This window comes from Spirochaetia bacterium (assembly GCA_022482625.1).
GTDB lineage: Bacteria > Spirochaetota > Spirochaetia > Sphaerochaetales > Sphaerochaetaceae > Pleomorphochaeta.
Genome location: JAKVOU010000001.1, coordinates 520657 through 534131, shown reverse-complemented (window position 1 = coordinate 534131; position 13475 = coordinate 520657). Strand labels below are relative to the sequence as shown.

General features: G+C 46.8%; 6 protein-coding genes and 1 pseudogene. All 7 read left to right on the top strand.

Going from position 1 to position 13475, the window contains the following annotated elements; translation table 11 throughout:
- Positions 1–10 precede the first annotated feature (10 nt).
- The gene (locus tag LKE40_02405) at positions 11–448 is read left to right on the top strand and encodes a V-type ATP synthase subunit K (protein ID MCH3916331.1); all 438 of its coding nucleotides are present in this window, start codon (positions 11–13) and stop codon (positions 446–448) included.
- Positions 449–1248: 800 nt separating this feature from the next.
- Positions 1249–2649 carry a radical SAM protein gene (locus tag LKE40_02400; protein MCH3916330.1) on the top strand — a complete coding sequence of 467 codons (1401 nt, stop codon included), beginning with the start codon at positions 1249–1251 and terminating at the stop codon, positions 2647–2649.
- Positions 2650–2809: 160 nt separating this feature from the next.
- Entirely contained in the window at positions 2810–3859 is a 1050-nt protein-coding gene (ispG, locus tag LKE40_02395) for a (E)-4-hydroxy-3-methylbut-2-enyl-diphosphate synthase (protein ID MCH3916329.1), read from the top strand.
- Positions 3849–6693: pseudogene (uvrA, locus tag LKE40_02390) on the top strand (excinuclease ABC subunit UvrA). Before ispG ends, uvrA begins: the two are co-directional and overlap by 11 nt.
- Before the next feature lie 10 nt (positions 6694–6703).
- Entirely contained in the window at positions 6704–10039 is a 3336-nt protein-coding gene (locus LKE40_02385; protein ID MCH3916328.1) for a hypothetical protein, read from the top strand.
- Positions 9999–11057, top strand: coding sequence for a PhoH family protein (locus tag LKE40_02380; protein ID MCH3916327.1), 1059 nt, complete (start codon positions 9999–10001; stop codon positions 11055–11057). The genes LKE40_02385 and LKE40_02380 overlap by 41 nt, the downstream gene beginning before the upstream one ends.
- Positions 11047–13284, top strand: coding sequence for an HDIG domain-containing protein (locus LKE40_02375; GenBank protein ID MCH3916326.1), 2238 nt, complete (start codon positions 11047–11049; stop codon positions 13282–13284). Before LKE40_02380 ends, LKE40_02375 begins: the two co-directional genes overlap by 11 nt.
- Positions 13285–13475: the final 191 nt, after the last annotated feature.

The window sequence follows — 13475 nt, the reverse complement described above, 5'->3', positions numbered from 1 at the left end:
GAGTTTAATCATGAATAGTTTTGCATTTATCGGAATGGCATGTGCCTTGGCACTTTCTGCAGTGGGTTCTGGCTTTGGTACCGGTTTTGCTTCCCAAGCAGCAATCGGTGGATGGAAAAAATGTTATGCAAGCGGAAAGCAGGCATCCTTCCTGCTGGTTGCTTTTGCCGGTGCGCCTCTTACCCAGACCATCTACGGCCTTCTTCTGATGAACTTCATCAAGGCGGCAGTTGCTGGTGGTACTTCCGGTTACCTTGGATTCGGTGTGGGCGTCTTCGGTGGACTTGCCATTGGTGTTTCTGCCCTTATGCAGGGTAAGGTTGCTGCTGCAGCCTGTGATGCTTTGGCTTCGACGGACAAAGGAACGGCAAACTACTTTATTGTCATCGGTATCGTTGAAACCGTCGCTCTGTTTACCTTGGTCTTCTCTCTTTTGGTACTTCAGTAGACCGAAGAGGAATCTCCGTGACAACGGATTGGATGATGGTGCTTTCGCGGTGCCATCATTTTTTTGATTTTGGTTTGATGAAAACTAGGAAAAAGGTGCAAGCAAAACCTGCCGTTTTCTCTGTACATGTAGTATGGGCAGAGCTTCATCGGATGCTATGGACAATTTCTCCTTCAAACACAAGTTGTATTGCTTGAATATGAATTCATAGCAAAAAAACTGATATTTAGGATGGATGTAATTGGTCTGACTCCTTTCGTTTGTCTTGCTTTGATTGTCTGCTTGGCAGATGATATCCAAAACTCTTTGCAATGACTTGTAAATATGAAGAATGCAATATACCCAGAAAAGAGTTCTTTCGTGAGATTTGCCATTTTTTTTCTGAAAGCAGGGTATCCTGATAAGGATAGATCTATATGATGACATCGCAATTTGATACAGTAGGGTTCGATGCCATAATGATGGATATACAGGGACAATGTCAGGCAAGAGCTGCTGTCATGAAGTAAATATCTGACAATTTTGGATGTTTGACAGCAGGAAAGTATCCTGTATTTTTTGTACAATCCTTTTCTTGTGGTTGTGCGATTTCTATGTCAGACATTGGAATATGCCTTCATGATTTTGTAATTTTCAACTTTTACAAAGTTTTTTTTCCATAACTTGACCATTTGCCATTCAAGTGAGAAAATATAGGCCGACGATGTTGTGTAAGCCTCACGTTATTACTATAATCAAGTCTATCCAAGGAACTGCAAAAGTTGCCCTGACACTGTGGTTCTTTGGAAATGGAGGGGTATATGGATTTATCGCACAAGGCAACGAGAGCTGCAATCGGTGCTGGTTTTGAACTTGCATTGAATCATGCCAAGAAAAATCCCAAGGATGGAATTTCTCAAGTTATTGATCTGTTTACAAAGTACTACAGTTCAAAGAATGGTGCTGAAAAAGCGGATGCTTTCAGAGGCATGTCAAAATATATGTCCGATCCGAATGCAAAATGGGCAAAATATGCCAATCATATCTTTAATTCCGTTGATTCCAAGATATTGAAGAATATGATGCTCAACCTTGGTTATGAGGGCGGTTACCTCGGTTGGAATATGAGCAGGAAGCTTTGCGAGAAGTATGACTGCAATATACCTTTCGCAATTGTCATTGATCCTACATCTGCATGTAACCTGCACTGTACCGGTTGCTGGTCCAGTGAGTATCAGAAGACGACTGCACTTTCTTATGATGACTTGGATTCCATCATCAAGCAGGCAGTTGACTTGGGTACCCATTTCTTCCTCTATACAGGCGGGGAGCCTATGATGAGAAAGAATGACATCGTCAAGCTTGCAAAGGAACACAGTGACTGCATATTCCATCTGTTTACGAACGGTACATTGATAGACCAGCATTTCTGTGACCAAGCGAGAGACTGCGGAAATATCATACTTTCATTGAGCCTTGAAGGATTCAAGGAAGAGAATGACTTCAGACGAGGTGAGGGATGCTTTGACAAGGTCATGGCAGCCATGGACCTGATGAAGAAGAACAAGCTGGCTTTCGGAACTTCAATCTGCTGGACCAATAAGAACTACAAGACGGTCATCAGCGACGAATTCATTGATATGATCATTGAGCATGGCTGTCTGTGGACTTGGTATTTCCATTTCATGCCGGTAGGCCAGGACACTGACACGACATTCCTGCCGACTGCCGAGCAGCGCACGTTCATGTTCAATGCCATCAGGAACCTGAGGAATGAGAACAACGGCAAGCTGATTTTCCCGATTGATTTCCAGAATGACGGTGAGTATATCGGCGGATGTATCGCAGGAGGTAAGAATTACCTGCATATCAATTCAAACGGTGATGTCGAACCCTGTGTGTTCATTCATTACTCAAGTGCAAACATCCATAAGGAGACGCTTCTTGAAGCTTTGCAGCAGCCACTGTTCAGGGCTTATAAGAAAGCGCAGCCGTTCAACAGCAATCTCTACCAGCCTTGTCCGATGCTTGAGAATCCTGACAGGCTTCCCCAGATGGTCAAGGAAACAGGTGCTGTATCCACTGACCTATGTGACAGGGAAAGTGCCGATCACCTCTGCAGCAAGTGTGTAGAGTATGCCAAAGATTGGGCACCTGTAGCTGATTCACTGTGGAAAGAACATATGGAAGCAAAGAAGAAGAAGGCTGAGGGGCAGAAATAACTGACCTTTGCTTTCAGTCTGAAACCCAGTTGTTATCCTAGCGGATTTCGACTGGGTTTTGTTTTATCAATACCTGCCATGACTGCCGGCAAGGCCTGTTCAAGCCTGGAGCATTAAGGTATCATCAAAAACGATTATACGTTGATTCAGGAGCATCATGATGAATAAGCATAACGCCCATGTAGGTGGGATTTCCATAGGGGAAGGATATCCTGTCAGTATCCAGACCATGTATGATTCGCCGGTTCCGCATGACAGGGAGAATTTGGATGAACTTCTGCGGAGGATGGTTTCCTTGAAGGCCATGGGATGCGATATCATGCGATTTTCCTACCCCAGTGATGATGATAGGGATGCCTTTGTCTACCTTTGCAAAAAAAGCCCGATGCCACTTGTTGCGGACATCCATTTTGATTACAAGATGGCACTTGCCGCATTGGATTGCGGGTTTTGCAAGGTCAGGATCAATCCCGGCAATATCGGGGCGAGATGGAAGGTGGAGGAAATTGTCAGAAGTGCTGCAGACCATGGCGCTGCAATCAGGATAGGCCTGAATTCCGGGTCATTGCCCAAAAGTGAAGAGCCTGTAGGGCAGGCCAAGCTGATGGTCGATTCTGCACTTTCCTATCTTTCTCTCTTCGAACAGTTCGGTTTCTATAATACGGTAGTGTCACTCAAGTCCACGGATCTGGAAATCACAAGGATTGCCAACGAATCCTTTGCATCACAGAGCGGATACCCCCTGCACCTGGGTGTGACTGAAGCAGGTTCCGTGGTTTCAAGCGTGGCTCGTTCCACATGGGTATTGGGCAATCTGCTGAAGAAGGGGATAGGCAATACGATGCGTATTTCCATTACCGGTTCCTTGGAAGATGAAGTCTATGCAGGCGTGGAGATACTGCGGACATTGGGCCTCCGACATAAAGGCGTGCGAATCATAAGCTGCCCCCGTTGCGGACGCCATACTTTTGATTCCCAGGGATTCCTTGCTTCCGTCGAACCTGATCTGCTGAAGATTGAAAAGGATATTTCCGTTGCTATCATGGGGTGCCAAGTCAATGGCCCCGGAGAAGCATCCCATGCAGACTTTGCCATAACAGGGATAGGTCGGAAAGTGTTTTTGTACAAGCATGGTGCATTATACCAGGAAGTGGACAAGAAGGATGCGAAGAACGTATTGCTGGAGGCAATAGCAGCTGATGCAAGATAAGAAATTGATCATCAAGGGAGCTAGGGTCCATAACCTGAAGAATATTGATCTTACGCTGGATAAGGACAAGCTGATTGTCATCAGTGGCTTGTCCGGTTCAGGCAAGAGCAGCCTGGCTTTTGATACCATCTTTGCCGAAGGGCAGCGCCGTTATGTTGAATCTCTCAGTGCCTATGCACGGCAGTACTTGGGGCGGTTGGACAAGCCTGAGGTTGATTACATGGAGGGACTTTCTCCTGCCATTTCCATAGAACAGAAATCAACAAACAACAATCCTAGGTCTACCGTGGGGACTGTTACGGAAATCTATGACTACTATCGGTTGCTCTGGGCCCGTACCGGGACTCCTCACTGCCCGAAATGTGGCAGAGAAATTTCTGATATGAGCATTGACCAGATCATAGATGCCATTGCAACGGTTCCTCAAGGAACCCGTCTTATGATAAGCGCCCCGGTTGCAATGGGAAAGAAAGGTGAGTTCAAGAAAGTATTCAGTGATGCCAAGGCCGCAGGTTTCCAACGTGCCAAAGTCGACGGCCAGATCCGTCTGTTGGATGAGGATATAAAGCTCGACAAGAAGTACAAGCATGATATCGATATCATCGTAGACCGATTGGTGCTTGATGTACAGGCGCGAAGCAGATTGGCTGATTCCCTTGAAACAGCCATCGAAACCGCAGGAGGCCTGGTAAAAGTGACAGCCTTTTCTGCCAGGGCCGGAAGGTGGTTTCGATGAAAAGGAACATATCTATAGTGAAAACAACAGTTGCCCTCACTGTGGGATTTCCCTTCCGGTACCGGAGCCTCGTCTTTTTTCCTTCAACAACCCTTACGGAGCCTGCCCTGAATGCCATGGGCTGGGATTTGTAGCTCATTTTGATGTACATCTGCTTATTCCTGACTGGAATCTCAGTTTTAACCAGCATGCGATAAAAACCCATAATCCGCAAGCTTCATGGAACAGGGCATCCTTTGAAGCTTTGTCAGCAGCAATGGGCTTTTCATTGGATACTCCGTTCAAGGATTTGCCCGATGAAGTAATCAATGCCATACTCTATGGGTATGCGAAACCTCTTCCCATGTATTATGAAAAGGATGCACACCAGGCTGGCATGATGAAAGTAAGGCCGTTTGAGGGTATTGTCAACGAATTGGACAGACGGCAGAAACAGAGTGCTTCCCATCAGATGTGGCTATGGTATGAGTCTTTCAAGACCAGTCAGTCCTGTCCTGTCTGCCATGGAAAACGGTTGAGACCTGAAGCGCTTGCCGTTACTGTAGGAGGAAAGACCATCATGGATGTAACAGCCATGACGGTTACCCAGAGCATTGATTTTTTTAAAAATCTTGATTTTCCCCCTGTCAAGCAGGAAATTGCCCGCCAGTTGCTGGTGGAAATCGGTTCGAGGCTCGGTTTCCTGCAGGATGTTGGCCTTACTTATCTGACATTGGACCGTACCAGTGGAACACTTAGCGGAGGAGAGGCCCAACGCATACGTCTGGCAACGCAGATAGGTTCTGCCCTTACAGGAGTCATGTACGTGTTGGACGAACCGTCCATAGGGCTCCATCAACGGGACAATGACCGGCTGATCAGGACATTGAAGAAGTTGCGTGATATCGGCAATACCCTCATTGTCGTTGAACATGATGAAACGACGATAAGGGAAAGTGATTATGTAGTCGATCTTGGACCTGGTGCCGGCGTACATGGAGGCTATATCACTGCACAGGGTACCCCTGAAGAAATTGAAAAGAATCCGGCATCCCTGACGGGACGCTTCCTTTCCGGGGAACTTTCAATTCCTATTCCCAAGGAACGGAGAAAGGGTTCTGGCAAGAAGATTGTATTGAAGGGGGCAAGCAAGAATAATCTCAAGAACATCGATATAACACTTCCATTGGGCAAACTCGTCGTCATTACCGGTGTATCTGGTTCCGGTAAATCAACCTTGCTTGAAGAAGTGCTGCTTCCTGCGATAAAGGCCAGCTTGGAGAAAAAAGAACTGTCGTACGATGGTTATACGGCTTTGAGTGGCGTCGAAGACATTGATAAGATGATCAACATCGACCAGACCCCGATAGGTAGGACACCAAGGAGCAATCCTGCTACTTACGTCGGAGCTTTTACGCCGATCAGGGATTTGTTTGCCTCTTTGCCTGAATCAAAGGCGCGAGGGTACAAAAGCGGTAGGTTCAGTTTCAATGTCCCAGGTGGCAGATGTGAGAACTGCAAAGGGGATGGTACGATCAAGATTGAAATGAACTTTTTGCCGGATGTCTATGTCAAATGTGATGTCTGCCATGGAAAACGGTATAACCAGGAAACGCTGTCAGTACATTATAAGGGAAAGAATATCCATGATGTCCTTGAAATGACTGTCAACGAAGCCAGTAATTTCTTTTCTGCCTTTCCTTCGATTTCCCGTAAATTGACGACCCTGCAGTCTGTCGGCCTAGGTTATCTGAAGCTAGGGCAGAGTGCATTGACTTTGAGCGGAGGAGAAGCACAGCGGGTCAAGCTGAGCTTGGAATTGTCCAAGGTCGGTACCGGAAAGACTCTCTATTTCCTTGATGAGCCGACGACAGGCCTGCATTTTGCCGATATAAAGCAACTTGTCGAAGTCCTTGAACGTCTGGTAGAAAAAGGAAATACTGTCGTACTCATTGAACATAACCTTGATGTAGTGAAATGTGCCGATTATCTGATTGACCTCGGTCCTGAGGGTGGTGATGCAGGCGGGTTTGTCGTTGCCAGTGGCACCCCTGAGGAAGTTGCCCGTTGCAAGGCTTCATATACTGGCCAGTATTTGGCTAAGATGGGAATAAAGTGAGGGCTGCCCGGTGAGAAAAATCCTCTTCCTGTTCTGTTTTTTCCTTTCAGCAGCATGCTTCCCCGTATGGGGCAGTCAGCTTGATCTGCAGTCAATTGCCTTGGATGAGGCTGGGGCAGATGAGCTCGAATTGCTCTGTGCGGTACGTGGATTGCCGACTGATGGGACGGAACAGGAACTGAGGGACAGACTGCAGGCTGCAATGGGAATCAATGACAGCAACACCAACAGCACTGCTGTTAGTACAAATACAGGTATGCAACCTGCTTCCGCTGCTGCCGGACCTGCTGATAAGGAAGCCGAGGCATCTGGACAGGCTTCTGCTGCAACCAAAGGTAACTATACGCTTACTATCCTTCATGCCGATTCAATGGAGAAGCTAGGGGGAAATGAGTCATTGGTCTTTCTTTCAGGAAATGTCCAGGTAAGTTTTTCTCTTGCAAACGAAAAAGGGGAGAGGGTACTTTCAGCAGCCAGGATGATCGTGGATCTGAAACATACGCGTCTGTCTGCTCTCGGACAGGTTTCCTTCAGTGACAAGGATGATTCTGCGGTACAGGAAGCAATCCAGCAGATAGGAGGATCGATCGTTGTCCTTGACTGGTCAAACAGTAATCTGACGGTCAGCGGCGGCACGGTGACAACGGATAGAAAAAACAGCAATGGTGATCAGGTCACCTTCACGGCGACGTCTTCCTTGCTGAACTATGACAGGTCAAGCGATTCCATGATCATGAAAGATGGCATAATCACTACTGATCCCGAGACCTCCTATTCATCCATTCATGCCGATACCATTGCCATCCTTCCGCATGGCGATATGTTTCTCAAGGATGCCACAATCAAGATAGGCCGGGTACCACTGTTGTACTTTCCGTATTTCTTTTATCCAGGCGCAACCATGACAGGGCATCCTTCCGTCGGCATGGAAAGCAACCGAGGTCTTTTCGTCAATACCACATATGTATTGTTCGGAACATATCCGTCTTTTGCTGACGCTGAGGGAACCAGTTTTTCAAGCCTTCTTCAATCCGAAACTGATACCAGCAATGCCGTTCCCTCCGGGCCTATCTATAAAAACCGAGGGAATTCCAGTAAAGATTCTGATTTTGATAAATGGGTGAAAGCAACATCAAGTTACTTGGCTTTGACTTTTGATGCCTATCAACATACCTATGATAGCAACAGCGATAGCAATAATGGGTCGGCAGTCTTGGGATATGAAACACAGCTTGCCTTGCCTGACAATGCAGTTACATTTTTTTCCAGAGGATTCCTAGGGTTCGCAGCTGACGGAGATACGCTTGCGCAGTCGTCGTACAGCTATTATCCTGTGGCGCGGTTTGATTTTTCCAATGAGTTGAAGGTCAAGACCAAATGGATGAAGCTGGACCTGACCATGCCGATACTATCCGATCCTAAGGTAAGGGAGGCCTATGCAAACAGACTTTCTTCCTTTTCCATAGATGCACTGTGGAACTATGACCTGAGTTTTCCGACAACCTATTCTTCCGACATTACTTCCTATACATGGTCTTTGACTGGTAGCCTGCAGGTCCCTACCGATATGTTCGGCCAGTATATCCAGAGCCTGGATATTACAAGCCTCAGTTCCTCTCTGGTATGGAAGTGGAGGAAAGTCGATTCTGTATATGGCTATCATCTCTATTCAATGACTTTGCCGAAGATGACCGCAGGCATGAAAGGCGAGCTGTTGAATATATCTTTTTCACCTGATGCTGCAAAAGCAGGCAAGGCAACCGACGGAAATGGCACATCAAGTGAGGACGGCAGCAAATCGCCCGATAACGTAGATAATGCAACAGCTCAGCAGACGACTTCCCAGACAAATGCAGAAGACAGTACATACAGTTCGATATGGGGGAAGCCTCTTTCCGCTGATGAGTCTTCTGCATCAAGTGCAGCAGTGAGCTCTGCTGGTGGCATTGATTTGGGATATCAACTGACCGATACGTATTATGATACCACTACCGATATGATTGACAGCAGCGATGAAGAATCGACCCGTTATGATAAAGCCAAAGGTTCCTTGGACCTTGATGCCAAGTTCAGCAATCTGCTTACGGTCAGCAGCAGCATAGACGGCAGCAATATATATGAGCGGAACAGCTATGCTTCTTCCTCATCCTACGATGCAGAAAATACTTTCAAGCTGACGACGACCAACAAGATATACATAGATCCCCTGGGCTTTACCTATGGTTTCAATGCAAAGCTTTACCAGTCTGAATATTCCTATGATAGTAGCGACAGTACTGGTAATGACAACCCGTCGCTTGACATTGAGTCCTTTGCTTTTTCCGATGATTTCGTTACCAAGCACTATATTTCGCTCAAGCATACGTGGAATGCAGGGGAACTGTCCTTTGTCCCGTCAATAGCCCTGCAGCTTCCGCCTCTTGACTGGAAGCTGTCACCTTCCCTTACGCTTTCCTATCTGGATACCTCCAATACCGTCAGCATGGATTTTGCTCGATCCAGTTCCTCAGGGGAACTGTATCCGTCAGCCATCAATGATGACCTTGCTTTTGAAATGGGACGGGTATCATTCACGGCTGACGCAGAGTATGACCTGGAATATGACAGCGGCTATGAAAGCTTACTTGACCCGCTCGATCTTACCAGTTCGCTAAGTATCAGGCTCCCTTGGGTCGGCAAGCTTTCGCAGGAAGTAGATTTTGAAGGATATGATGATGGTTATCATAATTGTTTCCCGTCGATCATCACTTCGTTTGACAGTAGCTACTATGATATCAGCCTTTCACTTTCATCGTATGACGGTGATGTAGACTTGAGCTATCTGGACCAGAAGCTGAGCTTCGATGATCTTGTGATACGGCAATGGAAGGGGCGTATCCAATGGAAGGTAGGCATGTCATTCAGGCTGTATTGGGATTTTGCGGATTTCACTTCATCATATATGACATTCTCACTCGATACGACCTATTCGATTGCAAAGTTCCTTGACTTGAAGATTTCGCTGGATAGCTCCAATTATGGATTCCAAGCCTATGAAGACGATGATGGAAACTTCAGCTTTGCTTCACTTTCAGCGGATTTGCTGAGGTCCTTTGATATCATTGGCGGCGGCAACAAGAATACGCAGTTCAATATGGAAGATATCAGCATCGAAATGGTCCATTACATGGATGACTGGAATCTCCATTGCAAATACACCGGAAGCGTTGTATTATCAGATTATACCTACCAATGGGTTCCAACTTTTTCCATTTATCTGCAATGGAAGACAATACCGGAACTAAAGGTAGACAATACACTGTCCTATGATAACGATGAACAACAATGGACTTTGGACAGCGACTGATGGAAGGCGCATGGGAACGAGCATAGAGTTTGACAACCTGGATGCAATGAGGACGATCTGTGGTGCAAATGATCACAATATCTCTTATCTGGAAGCTTTGACTGGCCTTGAAATACTGACACAGGGTAACCGGTTGCTGCTTCCTTGTGGTGACCAATATCAAGTCGGTTTGTTTCGACGGCTCATGGACAACTTGGAACAGCTGTGCACTGATGGCAAGGAATATCTAGGCGAGAGCGAAATATTCATGGAATGGCAGATGCTGCTCAATGCAGTCTCAGGCGAAGTATCAGTCGGTGACGTAGCGGCTGGCAGGGTGCAGGAAGATATCTATGCTCCCGAGGATGTGGCTATCAAGCTACAGAACAACAAGGTCATTTCGCCGAAGTCACCGAATCAGAAAGAACTTATCCTTTCCATGCAGCATGCCCGTCTTACCTTTGCAATCGGGCCTGCAGGAACCGGAAAGACTTTCCTTGCGGTAGCATATGCCTTGTCACAGATACTTTCGGGAACCCGGCAGAAGATAATACTTACGCGGCCGGTAGTCGAAGCCGGCGAGAGCCTGGGCTTCCTTCCCGGTGGCGTGGATGAGAAGATTACTCCGTATGTCAGGCCGTTGTATGATGCCATGGAGTGGTTGCTCAGTCCTATCATGATTCACAAGTTGGAAGAAAACGGAGCCATTGAGGTTGCTCCGCTTGCCTATATGCGTGGCAGGAGCCTTCACAACGCTGTCATTATCCTTGATGAAGCCCAGAATACCACCCCGGTACAGATGAAGATGTTCCTGACCAGGCTCGGCGACAATTCCTCAGCAGTCGTGACAGGGGATATCTCTCAGGTTGATTTGCCCTATAAGGTCGAGTCAGGTCTGGTCCATGCTTCAAGAATTCTCCAAGGGGTCGAAGGGATCAGCTTCGTACGCCTTGGGACGAAGGATGTAGTCCGGTCCAGATTGGTACAACGTATCGTCGACGCCTATGAAAGGGACAGCAAGGTTACCTATGAAAACTAGTTCACACATTTTCAGCGAACTTATACCGAAGGACAGGGAAATGACTGCTGCCCAAGCCTTTTGGATAGTCTTGCTTTCAATTTTACCTATTGTTGCCGTCATGGTTCTTCCTTTGCGTTTCTCCGGCAATGTGCTCGGGACCGGACTGACTTCGGATTCCCTTAAGGTAAAGGAGCTTGCGCCTCGTGATGTCTATGTCCGCAATGGGTTCCGCTATATTGATGAGAAGGCTACCCAGCAGGCTCGTGAAGCTGCTGCTGCCGCAGTCTTGCCTCCTTTTTATCTTGACATTGCGGCAACTACGGAAAATGTCGGAAACTTGGAAGAATTGGTATCGGTATTGAAACAGTCGCCGGTAGACGAGAAGAAGCTTGCCCGCTTGTTTGACGAGGGCTCTGCACAGCAGGCAGTGGCAGTCGTTTCGGCTTTGGTGGAAATGACACCGGAGGCCAGGACAAAGCTTTCAGTTTCCCTACAGTCATGCGGCACGGAAATCCTGAACTCAGGTTACTATGACAGCAAGGAACTTTCCAAAGTGTCAGAAGAAGGGTACAAGAAGATTGCAGTCCGTGGAAATCTGTCTGGATTGTCCTATAAGCAGATGGTTTCACAGGAACAGGAATATGAGGTATCCCAATTGACGGATGCTGCAAATCTGGCGGCTTTCCTTACCGCAGAAGGCGTGGAGAATCCCCAGTTGCTTTCTCAGATTCTTGCTCTTTCCATGCGTCCTAATGTGCTTTATGATGGAAGCAGGGCCATTATAGCACGACAGCAGGCATACGATGCAGTAAAACCTGTGGAAAAAGTAATTTCAAGCGGGCAACAGATTCTGGTAAAGGATTCCTTGGTGACGCAGGAAGATATTGATCTGTTGGCAGAGGTTGAATTGCATAGTGCACCGTTTGACCGATATGAAATCGGCGGACGGCTGTTTTTTCTGATATTGGCAGCACTTGTCAGCTATGCATTCTACTGGCTGATGGATGGGACAAACAGACGTCGTAGCATCATCTGGATTCTATATCTGATTCTTATGGATATGGCAGTATTGACGACATTGCTTGCCATGTATCTGTGCGGCAGGTTCGGGGTGGCTCATTGGGAAGCTTTTGTCCCTGTTGTGTTCGGTACCCTGTTCATCTCGGAGACAATGAACATGAAGCGGTACGGAGTCCTCTTTACGATTCAACTTGCTTTCTATTGCTTCTTTCTCCCGTCAAGCACCTGGTTCACGTTCTTTTATCTCTGCATTGCCTCCTTGGGGGTCCTTTTCCTGGCTAATCTCTTCAACACACGCAGGGGAAAGATGGCCAGTGTCTTTCTTTCAGTGCTCTGGTATCTGCTTATGACTGTGTTGTTTTATTTCGTTCAGGACATCGCATTGCAGGAACTTTCGATTTCCCTGTTAGGAAGTCTTGTAAACTTTACATTCTGTTTCAGCTTGGTACTGCTGACGATGCCGTTTGTAGACAGTGCCTTGAACTTGCCTACGGTATTCAGGCTGAAAGAGCTTGAATCATTGGATACACCTTTGCTGGAACGTCTGAAGGCGACCGCCCAAGGTACCTACAACCATAGCCTTGCGGTCAGCGAACTCGCTTACAATGCAGCTTTGGCAATCGGAGCCAATGCTGAACTATGCAAGGTCGCAGCTCTGTACCATGATGTAGGTAAGCTTGACCATCCTGATTATTTTACAGAAAACCAGGAAGGGGAGATAAGCAAGCATACCAACCTGAAGCCGCAGATGAGTGCAGCAATCATCAGAAGCCATGTCAAGCTCGGTGTTGAAAAGTGTCGTGATGCGGGCTTGCCTGCCGAGGTGATACAGGTCATAGGTGAACACCATGGCAACGATTTGATCAAGTACTTTTATGAAGAAGCCATGAACAGCAACAATGAAAACGGCGAGGAAGTAGCTGCGGCAGATTATCATTATACGGCTCAGCCGCCAAGTTCAAAGGAAAGTGCAATACTTATGCTTGCAGACAGTGTCGAGGCTGCTACGAAATCCCTGAAGAATACCACACCGACAAAGCTTCATAGGAAGATTCATGCTATCTTCATGGGAAAATTGTCGAATAACCAGCTCAATGATTCTCATCTTGATCTTACGGAACTTGATGAAATCGAGAAATCCCTTGAAAACAGCCTCGTAGGCAAATATCACACGAGGATCAGCTACCCGGGAGATGAACAATATGAAGCCGATCATCGTAGGTAAATGGGGTTTTTCAATGAATTTTTCCATAGGGAAATAGACAATCTTTCCAAATTACATTATCGTTTTTATAATTGAATTGCTTTTCGTTGTCCCATATGGGGATTGAGAGACAATCCTCGGGTCACAACTGATATCAGAAGAACGGTTTGCAAACCTACCGTTCCTAGGAGGAACCGGCAACTTTGTGCTGC